The organism is Actinoalloteichus fjordicus (genome assembly GCF_001941625.1).
GTDB classification, from domain to species: domain Bacteria; phylum Actinomycetota; class Actinomycetes; order Mycobacteriales; family Pseudonocardiaceae; genus Actinoalloteichus_A; species Actinoalloteichus_A fjordicus.
Window position 1 is genome coordinate 3,453,016 of the sequence record NZ_CP016076.1, and the last position, 17,233, is coordinate 3,470,248.

A 17,233-nucleotide genomic window follows, 5' to 3' on the forward strand; every position below is an offset into this window, starting at 1 on the left:
GGCATCGTCCCAAGACCGCCCGCCACTGGACCAGGCCCGCGAACGCGGCTGCGGCCCGACCACCGTCCGGTGACCGGACCACACCACGACCCGCTCATTCGGGGTCGTCCTCGTCGCTCTCCTCGGCGAGCGCGTTCGGGTCGCGCAGGGGCCGCAGGCCGCCGGCGAGGTCGGCGGGCAGCAAGAACGAATAGCGGCCCAAGAGGTTGATGTGGCGGTGTCGGAACGGCGATAGCCGGGTGGCATCCTCGTCACGCACCTCGTGGCCGCCCTCTCGCAGGTGGGTGATGGCGGCGTCGAGATAGCGGGTGTTGAACAACACCAGTGCGTTGAGCACCAGACCCAGCGCGCCGAGCTGGTCCTCCATGCCCTCGTAGTAGCGCTGCCGCAGTTCACCGCGCTTGCCGTGGAAGATGTCACGGCCGAGGGCGTGACGCCCTTCCTGCAGGTTGCCCTGGGACTTCATCGTGCGGCGGTAGTCGGGTTCGTCGGCCATGCGCAGCACATGCAGGGACTTGTGGATGCGGCCGTAGTGGGCGATCGCCTCGCCCAACGGGGTCGGGTTGCCGTCGCGGGACAGCATCCTGATCACGTCGTGCGCCCGCACCGCGCCGGTGTGGATCGAGGCGATCACCCGCAGGATGTCCTCCCAGTGCCGGGCGATCCGTTCCAGGTCGACCCGGCCGCGAGCGGCGGTGTTGAACGGTCCGTAGTCGGCGCGGGTGTCCACCCGCCACAGCTTCTGATCAGGCAGGTCGGCCAGTTGCGGGGCGTAGGTCCAGCCCGCCAGCGACAGGAGCCCGAAGACGATGTCCGAATAAGATGCGGTGTCGGTCACGATGGTCTGCGGGCGGACGCCGCCGTCGCGGTCGTAGAGCACGTCCAGCACATACAAGCTGTCCCGTGGGGTACCGGCCACCACCTTCGCACCGAGCCCGGCGGCCTGATCGTTGACCATGTTCAGCCAGGTCGCGCCCTTGCGGGCCTTGAAGTACTTCGGGTTGTAGCCGGCGTGCACCGTGTTGACCGGGACGACGAACCGCATCCCATCCACGCTCGCGACGTGACCACCGCCCCACAGCCCGGCCAGCCCGATAGCGGCCTGCGCGTCGATCAGAGCGGCGTTCGCAGCCCTGATCGTGTCCAGCCGCAGGTAGTTGGCGTTGACGTGCGCAAGCCGATCTCGCGTCAGAGCCGCCACGCCCGGTTTGGTCACCGGCCGCCAGCCGATGTTGCACGCCTCCGCGACCAGCAGCGCCGCGATCGTCACGTTCAGCTCCGACAGGCGCGCCTCGCCGCCGGTGATCGAGGTGAACGCCGCATCCGCGCCGGTCCAGGAGAACACCTCCAGCAGCACCTCCGGCAGATCGACCCGAGGCAGCATCCGGTGGGTGAACTCGCGCAGGTCGACCAGGCTCGGCGGGTCCGCCTCGGCCAGCAACGCCTTCAGGTGCAGCCGCCCGTCGTCGTCGAAGCTCACCGCCGCGTTGCCCGGCAACCGGGACGCGACGTCGAGGTAGGTGTCGTGCAGCAGCCGCGCCCGCTCGGCCAGATGCTCCGCCGGGTCCTCCGGCAACTCGAGGCTGGCCAGCACCAACGGCTTCGCCGCCGACCAGGCGTCCCCCGCCAGCAGCTTCGCCCGCGGATCACCCCATTTGGAGGAGTTCACGGCGAAGATGTCACGCCGCTTGAGATGCCGGTGGAACTGCTCCAGCACGCAGAAGGTGTAGGCACGCCAGTCCACCGCGCCCGGCTCCAGCTCAGGCCCGGACAGCACCAGCTTGCGCCAGGAGCCGATCAGCAGGGCCTGGTCGATCTCCTCGACGCCGACCTTGTTACGCCCACCGCCCCACAACCCGGGCAGCGCCGTCAACGCCCGCAACACCCGTTCGCCGTCCGGGGCGGCACCGAACGCGATCACCTGGCACAGCAGCGGCAGAAACGGTCGCACCGTCGCGTACCGCTTCACCAGCTCAGCCCGCCACGCCGCGTCGGCATCCTCGTCCGCCGGCCCTGCCAACGCCACGATGTCGGTCAACGCCTTGGTGATCTGCTCGCGCGGCACCACCGCCTCGATCTGCTCCCACACCTGCGCCAGGCTCACCGGCTCGAACGCCACATCCTCCCGCCCGGCGTCCGCAGCGAGGTCCTCACCGGCACCGGTGATCTCCATCAACACCCCGACCACCGCAGCGAGCCGGATGGACGCCTTCCCGAGCTTCGGCCAGGTCTTGACCTTCAGCTTGTTCGACTCCCGCTCCGCCCGCGCCAACAGCTTGCTGGTGATCAGCACATCCAACAGGTCCAGCGCGTCATCGACCGCACGGGTCTGCAGATACACCACAGTGGCCAACAACGTCGCCAACCGGCGGGAATCCGGATGCCGCCGCAGCAGGGTGGCCTTGCCCTCCATCCCATAGCGCGACAGCTCCGCCAACCGGCGCGGCGGCACCACCGAGGCGTCCACCCCGCCGAACCCCAACCCCAGGATCTCCGCCGCGCGCTCCAACGCACCGATCATCGCCGGGCCCGACACCCGGGTCGGCGGCCGACGCAGCTTGTCCAAGGCTGACAACCGCTCCCCGTCGGCAACCTCCAACAGCCGGTCCAACAGCGCCTTCTGCTCGTCGGTCAGCAACACGAACAACGTGTCCCACAACCGCCCGGTGGCCGCGTCACGACGGCCGGCCACCAGACGCACGAGCGTGCTCACCCCCGGCAGCAACGCCCGCCGATCCCGCAACCAGCCCACTGCGGCATCGAACAACGCCTTCGGCCCGTCCCCGGTGGTCCACGCCCGTCCCTCGACCCAATCACCCAACTCGCCCGCGAACCCACCGAACTCGTACCAGCCATCGGCCTCACGGATCTCCCTGGCGTGATCCAGCCGGGTCATCTCCCGATCCCCATAGGACTTCACACACGACGGATCAGCGATCCCCAACTGCTCCGCCAGGTAATCCACCAACTCGACCGGCACCCCATCGAGCGGATCATCCAGAAAACCGCCCGCATACCGAACCGTGGCCAACTGCACGGCGAAGCCGAGCCTGTTGTGATCACGGCGCTTCGACTCGATCAGCGCCAAGTCCACATCATCGAGGAAGAAGTACCGCTCCAACTCGGCCCGAGTGAACCCGCTCGGGAAACGACCGTACGCCGACGCCTGATCGTCGGACAGGAACTCAACCGGCAACGCATCTCTCCTGCTACTGCAACCGCCCACCGCGGCGGAACCGGAACGAACCTCAGCACCACGCAGCAGGGCCGGTCAACTCACGAAACAGCAGGTCAAGACACGATTCAGGCTTAGCGCTGGTTTTCGTTCCAATGTTCCTCAAACGCCAAGGCTCACGCGGAACACCGAAGGTCGTGAGCCATGCCGGCCCCAGTGCGCCGACATGGGAGGCCGAGTCACTCCCCTCCCCCGGTCGACAGCAATGTGCTGCGAGAAGATCGCGAACGGAGGGTTCAGACGAACGAAATCGCCGTGGTGAGGGGTACCAACCTGACCAGGGCCGAAAGGAGCCTGACGAAACCTGACGAAACTCCGGGGATGGTCAGCGCCGGTGGATAGGGGCAGCCTGGTCGGAGCCGACCGAACAACCAGAGCGACCGGCACAGTGATCGACTCCGGTGCCGAGGTCGGCACCCGTTGGAAGGTGCACAGTGACGTGCGGCCGCCGGGCGCCGCAGGCCGGCCCTCCCCTTGGCGTCCAGGGCCGGCCGAAGATCGCTACGACCTGGGACCACGACACAGACGGCACGGTGATCTGTGGCCGTCACGGCGATCCACGACGAGGCCCTGAGTCATGAGGCGTCGAACGACTGGCGGGAGACCGTCGTCCGCTACGGCTCGATCCGCGCCGTCGGAGTGCCGCTCTCGTCCCGCTGTGAAGACCCGGCCGGGTCAGTTCTGGAGGAATTCGAGCAGATCGGAGTGGAAGGTCTCCTTGAAGCCCTCGACGCTCGCGAGCCCGTGCGGCGCCCCCGGATAAACCTTCAGCGTCGCGTCCGGGACGATCGCGGCGGACTTCCGTCCTGCGGCATCGATCGGCACGATCTGGTCGTCGTCACCGTGGATGATCAGCGTCGGGACGTCGAACCGACCGAGATCCTCGGTGAAGTCCGTTTCGGAGAACGCCTTGACGCAGTCCAGCGCGCCCTTGATGCCCAACTGCATGCTCATCAACCAGAACGCGTCCCTCACCCCCTGCGTCACGGAATTGCCCGGCCGGTTGGCGCCGAAGAAGGGCTCGCTCAACTCCCGGTAGAACTGTGACCGGTCCTTGCGGATGCCAGCCCGGATGTCGTCGAAGGCGCCGATCGGGGTGCCCTCGGGGTTGCCCTCGGTGCGCAGCATCAACGGCGGGACGGCGCTGAGCAACACTGCCTTGCTCACTCGTGAGGTGCCGTGGCGCCCGATGTAGCGGGCCACTTCTCCGCCGCCGGTGGAATGTCCCACCAGGATCACGTTGTGCAGGTCGAGCTGCTCGATCACGCTCGCGAGGTCGTCGGCATAGGTGTCCATGTCGTTGCCGGTCCAGGTCTGTTCGGACCGGCCGTGGCCCCGCCGGTCGTGTGCGATCGCGCGGTAGCCTGCCTCGGCGACCACGTTCAGCTGGTCATCCCACACGTCGGAGTGCAAAGGCCAGCCGTGGGAGAAGACGACTGGCGTCCCCACTCCCCAGTCCTTGAAGAAGAGCTTCGTGCCGTCGTTGGTCGTGATCGTGCTCATCAGCAGCACCTCCTTCGTCGCAACGGCCCGTGACGAAGCGGCTCGTGATCGAGCTCGTCACGTCCGCCACGGCAAACGGCAGCCGCACCTCGTGCACCAGGCCTGTCGCCACCGGCCCGCGTTTCGCCTGCTCGGTTGCTGTCCCGACCGACTACCCGAACACCGTGATCACGAACCCGATCGGGTCGTCGGCTCTCGTCTCGAGTGCGGCTGCGGGTGCGCCTCAGTGACCTTCTCGATCATGACCGGCTTCTCCTCTCTCGCCGTCACTCAGGCGGCTGACAACCGCCGGCTCGGAAGCCCGCACCGTGATCGCACCGCAAGTGGTCGGATCTGATCATCCTGCGTTCTTCATCGGGTGGGTCGACCCCGGCGACCGACTGATCTCAGCAGCTCATGCGTAGCTGGGACGGTCGTTGCCGGGCGCGGTGCCGAGGTAGAGGTGGCCGGTCAGATGGCACCAGGCCGGGGAGCGGCCGGACTAGAGCTGGTCTTGTCCCACCTGCCCCGTGCCCGGGGGCAGGTCACGTACTCCTGAACAGCCGGTCCAGATGCACGTCGATCGCGGCGAGCGCGTCCTGGGGCTCGATCACGTCGAGTTCGATCAGGGAGGTGAAGCCGGTGAGGGCGAGGAGCAGGTTGGTCTCGGTCGCCGGGTCGCGGCCGGAGTCGATGTGCCCGTCGGCGATCGCCTGGTGGACCAGCCGCTCGACAAGAGCCCGCCCTTGGGCGAGGCCGCGGCGCGCCTGCTCGTGCACGGCCTCGTCGTGCAGCGCCTCCAGGACGTAGGCGGCGCTCATCCGGCTGGTCGCGCGGGCGTCGGCATGCAGGGGGAGCATTTCCGCGAGAGTCAGTCGCAGCACGTCACGGGGGTGCGGACGGTCACCGAGCTTTGCGAGCCCCTGGTGTATGCGCACCGAGGTCTGCTCGGACGCGAAGTCCATGGCGAAGGTGAGCATGGCGGTCCGGGAGGCGAAGTAGTGCTGCAACTGCCCGAGTGACATGCCCGCCTCCTGCGCCACCACGCGCATCGTCAGCTGTGTGACGCCGCGCTGCTCCACCACCCGCCACAGTGCGCGGGCGATCGCTTCGCGGCGTCCGCGGTGATCCACCTGTTTCGGCATCGCCTGCCCCCTCCCTCGTACCCCGGGACCGTTCCAATACAGTTGACATAATACACCTGACCCATAACCCTGGGGTCCACTCGAGGGGAAGGAATCGTCATGTCCGAACAGCCAAAGGTACGGACCACGGAAGGCGTGGTGCAGGGCCGCAGGCGGCAGGGGCACGCGGTGTTCCGCGGCATTCCCTACGCCCAGCCCCCGGTCGGAGCGCTCCGCTTCGCCGCGCCCGCGCCGCCGCACCGCTGGGAGGGGACGAGGCAGGCGGTCGAGTTCGGCCCCGTGGTGCCGCTGTCCCTGCCGATCGACGTGCCCCCGCAGGGCACCGACTGGCTGACCCTCAACGTCGGCACCCCGGACCCCGGCGCGGCGGGACTGCCGGTGCTGGTGTGGATCCCCGTGGGCGGCTACCTCTCGGCAGCGTCGAGCGACCCGATGTTCGACCCGGCAGCCCTGGCCGAGGCGGGAGTCGTCGTGGTGACCATCAACTGCCGCGTGGGCGCGGAGGGATTCGCGTTCCTCGACGACGTGCCGCCCAACCGCGGATTGCTCGACCAGATCGCGGCGCTCGAGTGGGTGCAGCGCAACATCGCCGCCTTCGGAGGCGACCCCGGCCGGGTCACCGTGGGCGGGGTATCCGCCGGGGCGGGGTCGGTCGCCGCCCTCCTGACGATGACGTCCGCGCGCGGACTGTTCCGGCGGGCCATCGCCCACTCGGTACCGGGGCTGCACAGCACCCCCGCGCTGGCACGGCAGGTCACCGCCGCGTTCGCGGATCGGCTCGGCGCGGCGGCCCCCACCGCCGAGGCCCTGCGTGACATCGACCCATGGCACCTGGCCGCCGAGCTCACTTCCTTCAACGCAGGCCTCCACGCGCACCGGGAGAGCTGGGGACGCCTCACGGAGACCGGCACCGCGCTGTGTCCCGTCGTCGACGGCGAGGTCCTCCCGGAAACGCCCTGGCCAGCGCTGACCGGCGCGCGCGCGAGCGGGACCGAACTGCTCGTCGGCCACGCCCGGGACGAATTCCGGTACTTCAGCGTCATGAGCGGACGGTACGGCACCTTCACCGAGGAGGACGCCCACGCAGCCCTGGAACTGCACGCCCCGCAGCCGGACGGCGCGCGGGCCTACCGTGCCGCGTTCCCGCAGGCAGGCCCGGAGGAGCTGGTGGAGACGGTGTACTCCGACGCCCTCTTCCGCATGCCGTCACAGCAGCTGGCCGAGGCGAACGCCGCAGCAGGCGGCACCTCGTACCTGTTCGAACTGTGCTGGGTTACCCCGGTCCTCGGCGGCATCCTGGGCGCCTGCCACAGCCTCGACGTGCCCCTGGCATTCGGCACGCTGGACAGCCCCGTCGGCACCAAGCTCATCGGCGAGGAGCCCACTCCCGAGGGCGTCGCGCTCTCCCGCGAACTCCAAGAGGCATGGGTCCGCTTCGTCACCACCGGCGACGCGGGCTGGCCCGCCCACCGGCCCGGCGAGCGTCTCACCCGCGTCCTGGACACCGAGTCGACGACGCTGCCCTACCCCGAACAGGCATCCCGCCAGATCTGGGAAGGCCACTCCCCCGCCCCCTTCGATCTCTCGTGATCGTCCGGGTCGGCTCCTACGACTGCGACGCCGCCACTCACCTGCCCCTCCGGGACAGCGCGAACTGGCGTACAGCCAGGCAACACCCGGCTGGCTTGGCAGCAGATCCCCCCGAGGGTGACGGACGACATCAAGAGCCGGGAGAGGCCGACGAGAGAGGGCCCAGGTCACGGATGATCCCGGCCAGGGACCAGATGGGCTCGCTCTCCGCCTCCCTCCACCACACCAGCGCGTACGGCAGCGGCTCCAGATCGGTGAGGCAGGTAGGCGATGTCCGGCCGTGCCCAGTAGCGGGTGACGTGGGCGGGGAAGAGCACCACGAGCTCGTCCATGCTGGCGAGGGCATGTTCGGTCAGCAGCCTGTTCATGATCGGGGCCAGACACGGGCCGCGAACACGGTGCTCAGCAAGGAGACGCCCGGGGGCCCACCCTCGCCGGGCCACCTGCGGTGGGCTGCCTGCGCCGCTGGGGCCGACTCAGCCCGCAGCCGGGTCGGCCTCCGCCTGCCTTGGGCTTCCCCAGGGGCCTCGGGCGAAGCTCGCGCCCGCCCGCAGCATCGTCCGCAGTTCCCAGATGCTGATCGCGCCTGCTCCGAGGGCGCCGGTCGTCGCAGCCACGATCGACGCGGTGGTGATGCCGCCGTCGAGGTGTTCGCCCACGAGATGGAACCCGGCGACGGAGCAGGCCAGCCAGATTCCCACCAACGGATCGAGCACGCTGCCTGCCGCCACCCCGAACGAGTTGTTGTGGATCAGATAGGCGGCGCAGAGCCCGAACCCGATGAACCACAACAGGACGGGCAGCGCGACCAGGGAGAGCAACAGCCGACCGCCGCTCAGATCGAAGTCGCGGGGCATGACCGCGTAGATCAGGCCCTGGAACGAGAAGCCTGCGGGCCAGCCGGGTATCTGGTTTCCCACGGTGAAGAGGAACAGCAGCAGCGCGCCGAGTCCGATGACGATGGTCGGCCGCATCTCGCGGGCCGCGCGTCGTCGGTGACCGCGTTCGGCCCGTATGAGGCAGAAGACGATGATGGCGAGCACGCCCGGGATGCCGGAGATCACGGTGGCGGAGGTGACCTCGAACAGTCCCGCGATGAAGGCGTCCGGGCCGCCGTCCACCAGTTGCACGAGCAGCACGAGGACACCGAGGCTCAAAATGACCCGTGCCTGGAGCAGCCTCTCGAGCAGAGGGGCAGCGGAGTCGACCGCCTCACCCGCCCGACCGTAGGCGGCGGCGTCGAAGAGGATGAGCGAGCGTGGCCCGTAACCGCCGAAGAGCCGCCGCGCGACGCGCCACGGCGCGATCAACCGTAGTATTCCCATGACTTCTCACCCCGGGCAGATTCTGCGGATTCCCCTGAATCGTCAGTGTAGTCGCGAAATCGGATTACTCGGCCGCCTCGGAAATCGACAGACAGGGTCGAACAATGTGCGGTCGATAGCTGTTTCCTACTGGCGAGTTCGACCGCGTCGAATTGACTCACGCCGGCGTGAATCGAACATTGATCTCGTCTTTGCGAGTGGCGTCCGGCGTTCCGGGCAGGCCGGCGACGTCTCGTCGTGGACCTCCGGACTCGGAATCCCGCTGCGTCTCCCCTGGCTCGGCATCGCCGACCTGCGTCCGCCGATGCGACTCTCGTGCTCTGTCGAGATCAGGATGGCGATGCGAGGACGCCGCGCAGAGGCGTCGATCTCGGCAGCAGCGAGTATTGGCGCCTGCTGCGGCGTCGGTGTCCGGAAATCCCCGTCACGGCTCGATGCGATGGCTGCCCCGGCAGCGGTGTTCGGCCGAGGTCAGTCTGCGGCGCAGATGGGCCCGCTCCGGCTCGGTGTGCGCCAGTGCGAGCGCATCCCGATACGCCGTCGCGGCCTCGGCGAACCGGTCGAGCCTGCACAGCAGGTCGCCTCGGGCGGTCGGGTACGGGCTGTAGTCGCGCAGCCGAGGGTCGTCCGCCAGCGTGGCGAGCAGGGTTAGACCTGCCTCGGGGCCGTCGCGCATGGCCACCGCCACCGCCCGGTTCAAGGCCACGACCGGAGACGGCGTCAATCGAAGAAGCACGTCGTAGAGGGCGACGATCTGCGGCCAGTCGGTGCTGATGACGTCCTCGGCTTCGGCATGCAGGGCGGCGATCGCGGCCTGCACCCCGTACGGCCCCGGCGGACCGCCGGTCAGCGCGGTGACCACCAGCGCCCGGCCCTCCTCGATCATCGCCCGGTCCCAGCGGGAGCGGTCCTGCTCGTCGAGCAGCCGGATCTCGCCGTCGCCGCCGGTGCGGGCGTCGCGCCGTGCATGCGTCGACAGCAGCAGCGCGAGCAGTCCGGCGACCTCCCGTTCACCGGGCAGCAGCCGATGCAGGATGCGGGTGAGCCGGAGAGCCTCCTCGGCGATGTCGAGGCGCTGCAGGGTCTGGCCGGAGCTGGCGGCGTAGCCCTCGGTGAAGAGGGAGTAGAGGACCTGGAGCACGCCGGGCAGGCGTTCCGACAGTTCGTCGGGACCCGGGACCCGGAAGGGGATGCGGGCCTGCCGGATCTTCCGCTTCACCCGCACGATCCGCTGGGCCATCGTGGCAGTCGGGATCAGGAATGCCCGCGCGACCTCGGCTGTGGTGAGACCCGCCAGGCACCGCAGGGTCAGGGCTCCTCGATCCTCGGCGGGCAGCGCCGGATGGGCGCAGGTGAAGAAGAGCTGCAACCGCTCGTCGGGGAGATCGCCGTCGGCGTCCGCAGGCGGTGACGGGTCGGCTCGGTCCGCCTCCACCTGCAGGATCGCGAGCCTGGCGGCGTAGGCGGTGTCTCGCCGCAGCCGGTCGACGGCCTTGCGTCGCGCCGTCGTGAGCAGCCAGGCCCCCGGGCTGCGGGGGACGCCGTCGACCGGCCAGTGTGTCAGCGCCGCCTCGACGGCCTCGGAGGCGACCTCCTCCGCCAGGTCGAGATCGCCGAAGCGGTGGACGAGAGCGGCGAGCAGCCTGCCACGTTCCTCGCGGAACGCCGCCTCGATCGATGGCGCCGCCTCGGCGGAGGCCGGTGCGGCTCCTGCGGACCCCACGAGTGGCCTGGCCTGCGAGTCTTCGGCTCCTGCGTCGCTCTCGCCCATCGCCGTCAGCCGGCGAAGTCGCCGAAGTCGGCGATCGGTCGGACCACGACCGAACCTCCGCCGCGCGCGCCGGGGCAGCGGGCCGCCCAGTCGAGGGCGACGTCGAGGTTCGGCACGTCGATGACGTCGTAGCCGCCGAGGACCTCGCGGGTCTCGGCGAACGGCCCGTCAGTGACGTTGCGCTCGCCCGCCTGGTCGACGCGGACGGTCGTCGCGGTGGTCAGGTCCGCGAGCGAGTGCCCGCCGACCAGGACTCCGGCGTCGCGCATCGCCTTCTCGTAGTCCATCCAGTCCTGCGGCTCACATCCCTCTGCGTCGGCCGACCCTGCGTAGATCAACAGCATGTACTTCACGGCCTGTCTCCTGTCGTGGTCCGGCACGGCGGGTCGCCGTACTAGATGACGACGGACGGGGGGTCGTCAAATCGACCGAGGCGACCAAGATTCTTCTGGCCGACGTCCCGACCGCACTGCGCCGCTCGTCCGCCCCCCCCGCTCAGGTCCGCCGCCGCCGCGCCGCCCGGTCCGCCTGCGCAGCGTCGGAGGACGCGCCGCTGTGCCGATCACCGTGCGTCCCCGCGACGCCGTCTCGCTCAGCGCAGGCCGCCGAAGAAGTCCCGGATGTCGGCCACCAGCGTCTCGGGGTCGGCCATGGCCACCAGGTGGCTGAGACTGGTGTGGTCCGACCACCGGCAGTCTCAGCTCACGGCCTTCCTGACGAGGTCGGTGATCGCCTTCTCCGCTTCGTCGCTCAACTCGGTTACGGCGTAGGAGGTGGGCCATAGGCCGTCGTCGCCGTCGAGGTGCGCCTCTGGTGTGAAGCCGAAGCTGGAATAACGTTCCTTGTCGACCTGGCCGCTACGGAAGAAGCACACGACCTTCCCTTTCCTGGCATAGGCAGGCTGCCCGTACCACAGCTTCGGTGACAACTCCGGGGCGTTGGCGGTGACGATGGCGTGAATGCGTTCGGCCGAGGCGCGGTCCGACGCCGCCATCTCGGCGATCTTCGCCAGGACGTCGAGTTCCTCGGCCGCCGCCTTGTTGCCGCGACCTCGGCTCGCCTCCTTCGTCAATTCGGCGGCGCGTTCCTTCATGGCAGCACGTTCTTCCTCGGAGAAGCCGTTCGTGCTCATCGCTGTCACTCCCCTGTTCGCGATCGGCGTGCATTGCCCCTGACGCTAAGGGCGGACCGGGCCGCACGCTTCTTGATTCCTGATCGATGCCCGCTTCGCCTGCGACTCGCCGCCGATTGTCGTTCGGTCCGATCGACCGGCGGCGGTTTCACGGGCCACGCAGACCGGTCAGGAATCAAGAAGCCCGCGCCCGGCAGCGCTACCTAGCGTGTTGACCGTGAACCTCACCATTGCGCACGTCTTCCTGCCGCACACCGATCCCGAGGCCGCGCTGGGCTTCTACCGTGACCTCCTGGGCTTCGAGGTGCGCAACGACGTCGGCTACGAGGGCATGCGCTGGATCACCGTCGGGCCGGTGGGCGTGCCCGGCGCGTCGATCGTTCTGCAACCGCCCGCCGCCGATCCCGGCGTCACCGATGCGGAGCGCCGCACCATCGTCGAGCTCATCGCCAAGGGCGTCTACGCCGCTGTCACCTTGGCCGCCGACGACCTCGACGGGCTCTTCGATCGCCTCCAAGCCGCAGGCGTCGACGTCGTCCAGGAACCCGTCGTCCAGGGCTACGGGGTCCGCGACTGCGCGTTTCGCGATCCCGCGGGCAACCTCGTCCGCATCAATCAGCGCACCTGAGCGAACCGGCCCGCACGGCCCCCGCCAGGCCGACCGACCCCCACCGCACGAAGGAGCCATTCGATGGCGCTCTCTCTCGACATCATCACCCTCGGAGTACCGCAGCAGGCAGCCGCTCACGCCTTCTACGCGGCCGCGTTCTCCGTCACGGCCGCCGCCGACGAGCAGCCCGCTCACCTTGACCTGCACGGCACGGGGCGGCTGGCCCTCCAGCAGATCGACGCACTGGCCGCCGACGTCGACGCCGACCCGGCGACCACAGGCTTCCGCGGTTACGTCCTGTCCTGCGCCGTCGACCAGCCCGCCGAGGTGGAGGCGCTCCTCGGCACCGCCACCGTTCAGGGCGCCACGGTCGTCAGGCAGGCGAAGAAGCAGTTGTTCGGCGAGTTCACCGCTGTCCATCGGGCACCGGACGGTGCTGTCTGGAAACTAGCCGCCGCGACGAAGAAGAACACCGCTCCCGTCCCCGACCCGCCGAAGCCGACCGAGACCGCCGTCTTCCTCGGCGTCGCAAGCCCGAAGGCGTCCCTGGTGTTCTACACGGCGTTGGGCATGAGCGTGGACCGCGACTACGGCGACACGTTCATCGACTTCACCATCTCCGACGGCGTATGCAGGCTGGGGCTGCTGACCCGCAAGGCCCTGGCCAAGGACGCGGGCGTGGCCGAGGTGGGGGACGGGTTCTCCGCACTCGTCCTCACCCACCTCGCCGGGTCCCGGGAGGAGGTCGACGCGCTGCTCGCCGCCGCCGAATCCGCAGGCGGCCGGGTCGCGGCCGCCGTAGCCCACCCGGACCGGGGTGCCTACGCCGGGTACTTCACGGACCCCGACGGCTACCACTGGCGAGTCACCACCGCAGCGTGAGCGTGCACGGCCGGTCCGGCGGCGCGAGGGCGCGTCCGGGCTGGACCGGCCGCTCGTTCGCCGGGGCTCGACAGGCGTAGCGAGAAAGCAGACATTCGGCGGGCGGCGGACCGGGCGGCGCGGGTCCCGGTGAGCTGCCGACAGCCTGCGAACCGCCGGAGGACGTCTACCTGCTCGGACGTCCTCATCAGCCGTCCGAGCGGGCCGGCCTGCGGCGACACGACGCCGAGCATGTCCGAGTAACGGAGTGACGGACCGGCGTGCGCCGTTTCCCGGCGCTCCTCGTCGTCCGCGGGCGGCCCGTATCCGTGCTCCGATGCCGGGCTGCTCGTCGGCAGCCGCGCTCGACGACGAACCCGGTGCCGAGGCCCTCCCGATCCGCGGAGGTCTCCGCCGGGCTGTCACGCCCGAGGCAGACACCGGTCGTCATGAGTACGACCTCCGGGCGGCTGCTCCGCCTCTTGCCGCTGCTGCACACCCCGGAGGACTGGCCGGGCGGCGAGCCGGCCGAGCGATTGCGGGTCAGGCGTCTGCCTCGGCCCTCTCCGTCAACGACGCGACGGCGGTGAGGAACCGCTCGTGCATCTCCAGCTGTGCCCAGTGCCCGCACTTCTCCACCAGCACGAGTTCGGCCCCGTCGATCCGGTCTGCCGCTGTCACCGAGCCCGCCGGGTCGACCAGCGGATCGGCCGTGCCGTGGAAGAGCAGCGTCGGGACGCTGATCCGATGCACCTCGCCGAGGGCGTTGTTCCGCATCCGTCTCGGCCCGATGGCGGCCTTGTTGTAGCGGCCGTAGACGTAGCCCGCGCGGGGCCTGCGCGACTCCCGGACGAACTCGTCCACCACCTCGGGCGGCACGGTGTGCCGGTCATGCACCATCTGGTTGAGCGCGGTGCGGACGAATCTGTTGGCGAGTGCGCTCAGGGGCACGAGGATCGGGTCGGGCAGCAGGGTGGCGAGCCAGGCCATGTGATGCGCGACGGGGTTCTTGTATCGCTCGATGAGGCCGCCCGCCGCCACGGCGATCAGGCCCGCGCACCGCGTGGGATGACGCAGGGCGAACTGGATCGCGACCTCCCCGCCCATCGAGACCCCGCACACGATCACCCGCTCGATCGCGAGCGCGTCGAGCAGGGCGGCCAGCAGATCGGCCATGTCCGCCGCCGTCTCGGCGTAGGGAACTCCCTCGGTATAGCCGAATCCGGGCAGGTCCGGGGCAATGACCCGGCGTTCGCGGCGCAGCGGGTCCAGCAGTCGGAACCAGGAGATCGCGGCGTTGTCCGCTCCGCCGCCGTGCACCAGCAGCATCGGGACGCCCTCGCCGGGGTCGCTGCCTTCGAGCACGCGAACGCGGCCGCCGCGCAGCGCTACGAAGGTCTCCAGCGCACCGGGCGGGAGAAGGCGTTCGCTCACGTCGTGACCTCCGTGGTGGTGGCGAGCAGTTCGTCGACGAATGCGGTCAACGCGTCCTTTCCGGCGCCGATGTCGGCGTCGGGGGGTTCCAGTGCGCCTGCCACCAGCGCGGCCATCCCCCGCACCGTCGCCTCGGGATCGTCGGAGGCGGCGGACAGTCCCAGGGTGAAGGTGGTCAGGACCTCGGTGAGGGTGCCGTCGAGATCGCCGGTCAACACTCCGGCGTCGAGAAGCCGAGCGAGGTAGCGCCGCCCCGCCGCGATGCGCGCCGCCACTCTGGCGGCCCGGCGGGCGTCGACCCGGCCAGCAGGAGTCGAGGAGGCCTCGGTCCAGATCGTCCACAACAGCGGGTGGTCTCGCAGGGTCGACGCGGAGTGTCGGTAGACCTGGGAGAGCAGGCCGCCTCGGTCGTCGGCGAGGGCGGCGTCGCGCAGGGCATGCAGCAGCCGGGCGAACTCGCGGGTCACCATTGCGTCCAGGAGTTCGTCCCGAGATTCGAACCGCAGGTACAGCAGCCCCTTCGACACCCCGGCGGCTCGCGCGATGTCGTTCATCGACGCCTTGGCCGCACCATGCCGGAGCACCAGGGCATGAGCGACGTCGAGGATCTCCTGCGCGTCGGGAGCATGTCGGGGCATGACGCGTAAGTTACCAGATGACCGATTCGGTTCAAGTGGTCATCTGTCGAGTCCTGCGCAGCACTCCACGTCGGCGCAGCCTGCGATCGTCTGTCCAGGTCGCGAATCGCGGTCCATGCCTGCGGCGCCGCGTCGTGGGGCACGCCAGGCCGCCCCAGCCTCAGTCTCAGCCGCGCGGAGGAAGCCGACTCCGCGCACTCGGCACTCCTGCGCCGGTCCTGCTCCGTGCACTCGCCGCCGATCCCGCGCGCTGGGCAGGGACGGCGGCCGAGCGCATCGCCCGCCGGTCGGACCGAGGAGTCCCGGCAGGCCACACCGTCGATGCTGAACCCGCCGGGGATAGTGTCCCGGCCATGGCAACCAGGAGCGATGGTCATCCGGCCACGCCGTCCGCGCAGCGGTCGGCCGCCGCGTCACCCGCATCCGACTCGCCCGGCGGGCCGTCGGAGAACCCGGCCGGGGTCGCACCGCTGATCGAGCCCGACGACCTCGGCAGACAGGCGGTGCGGGACCTGATCGCCGAGCATCTCGCGGACATGCACGCCACCTCTCCTGCGGAGAGCGTGCACGCCCTGGACCATGCGGGCCTGCGCGCGGCCGGGGTGTCGTTCTGGACGTCGTGGGACGGCGGGACGCTGCTGGGGTGTGCGGCGCTGAAGCAGCTCTCGCCCACCGAGGGCGAGATCAAGGCGATGCGGACCCGGCCTGCGGCACGTGGTCGCGGCGTTGCCGCGCATCTGCTCGCCTTCCTGATCGAGGAGTCCCGCCGACGCGGCTATCACCGGCTCAATCTGGAGACGGGCAGCGAGGACTTCTTCGCACCTGCTCGCCGCCTCTACGCCCGGCACGGCTTCGTCTTCTGCCCGCCGTTCGCCGACTACGTCCCCGACCCGAACAGCGTGTTCATGACCCGAAGCCTCTCGGCGTCGGCTCCGGCGCCTGCCGACTGCTGAGCCGTCCACCCGAGGGGCCCCGAGGCGCAGTTCGCTCAGTCCGGCCCCGCCTCTCTCCCCGTCGTTCGACTCCGATCGGGTGCCTGCGTCGCAACGAGGTATGCGGCCTCGCCGCGGTCCCGGCTACGACCCGTCCGCCGCCCCGTCGACGGCGATGTCCAGCTCCGTGAGGAACGCCGTCGCCGCCGGACCGAGGGGGACGCGGTTCCAGACGAGGTACTCGATCCGGGCGGGGGCGTCGCGTACCGGGATCGTGACCACGCCCGTGAGGTGCGGCGTGTAGTGCGACGGAAGCAGCGCGATGCAGAGGTTCTGCCGGACGAGCCGCGTCATCATCAGGTCGACGGTGGTCACCTCGAAGGCCACCTCGCGCTGCACGCCCGCTGCGGCGAAGGCCTGGTCAGACTGCGCGCGCCCCGCCGTCCCCGCAGGCAGGTCCACGAAGGCCTCGTCGGCCAGCCGGGCGAGGTCGACCTCGGCCTGTCCCGCAAGCCGATGGCCGGGTGCGACCACGGCCACCAGCCGGTCCTCGGCCAGGCGCCGGGCCTCGACGCCTGCGGGCCGGGTCGTCACGGGCAGGCCGAGGAAGGCCAGTTCGAGGGTGCCCTCCTTGACCTGGTCGATGAGCTGCTCGCTGGGGCCGACGCGCAGACCGATGCGGACCTGGGGATACCGCTGATGGAAGGCGCGCAGGGCGGCTGGGATGTCGACCGCCGCGACGGTGGGGATCACTCCGACGGCGAGTCGCCCCCGGATCTCGCCGACGGCCGAGGCGACGTCGGCGGCGGCCCGCTCGGCGGCGTCGAGGCACCGACGGGCGGCAGGCAGGAAGGCCTCGCCTGCCTGCGTCAACCGGACCCGGCGGCTCGTGCGGTCGAAGAGCCGGGCACCGAGTTCCCGTTCCAGCCGTGCGATCTGATGGCTGAGCGCGGACTGGACGACGAGACACCGCTGGGCGGCCCTGGTGAAGCTGCTCGTCTCCGCGACGGCGACGACGTAGCGCATCTGGTGAAGCTCCATCCATCTATCGTGAATCACGATAGATCACGTGACAAAC

Annotated in this window: 15 protein-coding genes; 4 read left to right on the top strand and 11 right to left on the bottom strand. The window is 69.9% G+C overall.

Translation table 11 applies throughout. The features are described 5' to 3' along the window. Positions 1 to 94: 94 nt before the first annotated feature. From UA74_RS15290 to UA74_RS15305, 3 genes are all read right to left on the bottom strand, one after another. The gene (locus tag UA74_RS15290; RefSeq protein WP_075740895.1) at positions 95 to 3,196 is read right to left on the bottom strand and encodes a Tn3 family transposase; all 3,102 of its coding nucleotides are present in this window, start codon (positions 3,194 to 3,196) and stop codon (positions 95 to 97) included. Between the two features lie 714 nt (positions 3,197 to 3,910). After that, on the bottom strand, positions 3,911 to 4,738 hold the full coding sequence (locus tag UA74_RS15295; protein WP_075743854.1) for an alpha/beta fold hydrolase: 828 nt from the start codon (positions 4,736 to 4,738) through the stop codon (positions 3,911 to 3,913). Positions 4,739 to 5,262: 524 nt separating this feature from the next. Next, on the bottom strand, positions 5,263 to 5,862 hold the full coding sequence (locus UA74_RS15305) for a TetR/AcrR family transcriptional regulator (protein WP_075740897.1): 600 nt from the start codon (positions 5,860 to 5,862) through the stop codon (positions 5,263 to 5,265). Between the two features lie 99 nt (positions 5,863 to 5,961). On the opposite strand from UA74_RS15305, the gene UA74_RS15310 reads away from it, so the two are divergent. Then, the gene (locus tag UA74_RS15310; protein WP_075740898.1) at positions 5,962 to 7,452 is read left to right on the top strand and encodes a carboxylesterase/lipase family protein; all 1,491 of its coding nucleotides are present in this window, start codon (positions 5,962 to 5,964) and stop codon (positions 7,450 to 7,452) included. Positions 7,453 to 7,619: 167 nt separating this feature from the next. Here UA74_RS15310 and UA74_RS15315 read toward each other — a convergent pair whose 3' ends face one another. The 5 genes from UA74_RS15315 to UA74_RS15335 all read right to left on the bottom strand — a co-directional run bounded on the left by UA74_RS15315 (position 7,620) and on the right by UA74_RS15335 (position 11,680). Further along, positions 7,620 to 7,820 (bottom strand): hypothetical protein, encoded by a 201-nt coding sequence (locus UA74_RS15315; RefSeq protein ID WP_198043041.1) that lies wholly within the window; start codon positions 7,818 to 7,820, stop codon positions 7,620 to 7,622. Positions 7,821 to 7,928: 108 nt separating this feature from the next. Next, on the bottom strand, positions 7,929 to 8,777 hold the full coding sequence (locus tag UA74_RS15320; RefSeq protein WP_157434210.1) for a hypothetical protein: 849 nt from the start codon (positions 8,775 to 8,777) through the stop codon (positions 7,929 to 7,931). Between the two features lie 424 nt (positions 8,778 to 9,201). After that, a complete protein-coding gene (locus UA74_RS15325) occupies positions 9,202 to 10,548 on the bottom strand; it encodes an RNA polymerase sigma factor (RefSeq protein ID WP_083683232.1) in 1,347 nt (448 codons plus the stop codon). Positions 10,549 to 10,553: 5 nt separating this feature from the next. Continuing rightward, a complete protein-coding gene (locus UA74_RS15330; RefSeq protein WP_075743855.1) occupies positions 10,554 to 10,901 on the bottom strand; it encodes a YciI family protein in 348 nt (115 codons plus the stop codon). A 344-nt stretch (positions 10,902 to 11,245) separates the two neighbouring features. Next, positions 11,246 to 11,680, bottom strand: coding sequence for an iron chaperone (locus UA74_RS15335; RefSeq protein ID WP_075740900.1), 435 nt, complete (start codon positions 11,678 to 11,680; stop codon positions 11,246 to 11,248). Positions 11,681 to 11,897: 217 nt separating this feature from the next. On the opposite strand from UA74_RS15335, the gene UA74_RS15340 reads away from it, so the two are divergent. Both UA74_RS15340 and UA74_RS15345 read left to right on the top strand, forming a co-directional pair. Next, positions 11,898 to 12,308 (top strand): VOC family protein, encoded by a 411-nt coding sequence (locus tag UA74_RS15340; protein WP_075743857.1) that lies wholly within the window; start codon positions 11,898 to 11,900, stop codon positions 12,306 to 12,308. A gap of 63 nt (positions 12,309 to 12,371) precedes the next feature. Further along, positions 12,372 to 13,172: a VOC family protein gene (locus UA74_RS15345; protein ID WP_075740901.1), complete on the top strand. Its 801-nt coding sequence runs from the start codon at positions 12,372 to 12,374 to the stop codon at positions 13,170 to 13,172. A 522-nt stretch (positions 13,173 to 13,694) separates the two neighbouring features. Here UA74_RS15345 and UA74_RS15350 read toward each other — a convergent pair. Both UA74_RS15350 and UA74_RS15355 read right to left on the bottom strand, forming a co-directional pair. Next, positions 13,695 to 14,585 carry an alpha/beta fold hydrolase gene (locus UA74_RS15350; protein ID WP_075740902.1) on the bottom strand — a complete coding sequence of 297 codons (891 nt, stop codon included), beginning with the start codon at positions 14,583 to 14,585 and terminating at the stop codon, positions 13,695 to 13,697. After that, positions 14,582 to 15,223, bottom strand: coding sequence for a TetR/AcrR family transcriptional regulator (locus tag UA74_RS15355; protein WP_075740903.1), 642 nt, complete (start codon positions 15,221 to 15,223; stop codon positions 14,582 to 14,584). The genes UA74_RS15350 and UA74_RS15355 overlap by 4 nt, the downstream gene beginning before the upstream one ends. Before the next feature lie 353 nt (positions 15,224 to 15,576). Between UA74_RS15355 and UA74_RS15360 the strand changes: the two genes are divergently transcribed. Next, on the top strand, positions 15,577 to 16,176 hold the full coding sequence (locus UA74_RS15360) for a GNAT family N-acetyltransferase (RefSeq protein WP_083683233.1): 600 nt from the start codon (positions 15,577 to 15,579) through the stop codon (positions 16,174 to 16,176). Positions 16,177 to 16,299: 123 nt separating this feature from the next. Here the strand turns inward: UA74_RS15360 and UA74_RS15365 are convergent, their stop codons facing one another. After that, positions 16,300 to 17,196, bottom strand: coding sequence for a LysR family transcriptional regulator (locus UA74_RS15365; RefSeq protein ID WP_075740904.1), 897 nt, complete (start codon positions 17,194 to 17,196; stop codon positions 16,300 to 16,302). Positions 17,197 to 17,233 lie beyond the last annotated feature (37 nt).

Coding starts and splice junctions, on each gene's coding strand:
- UA74_RS15360 (WP_083683233.1), top strand. CDS start 15,577: ATGGCAACCAGGAGCGATGGTCATCCGGCCACGCCGTCCGCGCAGCGG.
- UA74_RS15295 (WP_075743854.1), bottom strand. CDS start 4,738: ATGAGCACGATCACGACCAACGACGGCACGAAGCTCTTCTTCAAGGAC.
- UA74_RS15365 (WP_075740904.1), bottom strand. CDS start 17,196: ATGGAGCTTCACCAGATGCGCTACGTCGTCGCCGTCGCGGAGACGAGC.
- UA74_RS15325 (WP_083683232.1), bottom strand. CDS start 10,548: ATGGGCGAGAGCGACGCAGGAGCCGAAGACTCGCAGGCCAGGCCACTC.
- UA74_RS15320 (WP_157434210.1), bottom strand. CDS start 8,777: ATGGGAATACTACGGTTGATCGCGCCGTGGCGCGTCGCGCGGCGGCTC.
- UA74_RS15335 (WP_075740900.1), bottom strand. CDS start 11,680: ATGAGCACGAACGGCTTCTCCGAGGAAGAACGTGCTGCCATGAAGGAA.
- UA74_RS15305 (WP_075740897.1), bottom strand. CDS start 5,862: ATGCCGAAACAGGTGGATCACCGCGGACGCCGCGAAGCGATCGCCCGC.
- UA74_RS15315 (WP_198043041.1), bottom strand. CDS start 7,820: ATGAACAGGCTGCTGACCGAACATGCCCTCGCCAGCATGGACGAGCTC.
- UA74_RS15310 (WP_075740898.1), top strand. CDS start 5,962: ATGTCCGAACAGCCAAAGGTACGGACCACGGAAGGCGTGGTGCAGGGC.
- UA74_RS15345 (WP_075740901.1), top strand. CDS start 12,372: ATGGCGCTCTCTCTCGACATCATCACCCTCGGAGTACCGCAGCAGGCA.
- UA74_RS15355 (WP_075740903.1), bottom strand. CDS start 15,223: ATGCCCCGACATGCTCCCGACGCGCAGGAGATCCTCGACGTCGCTCAT.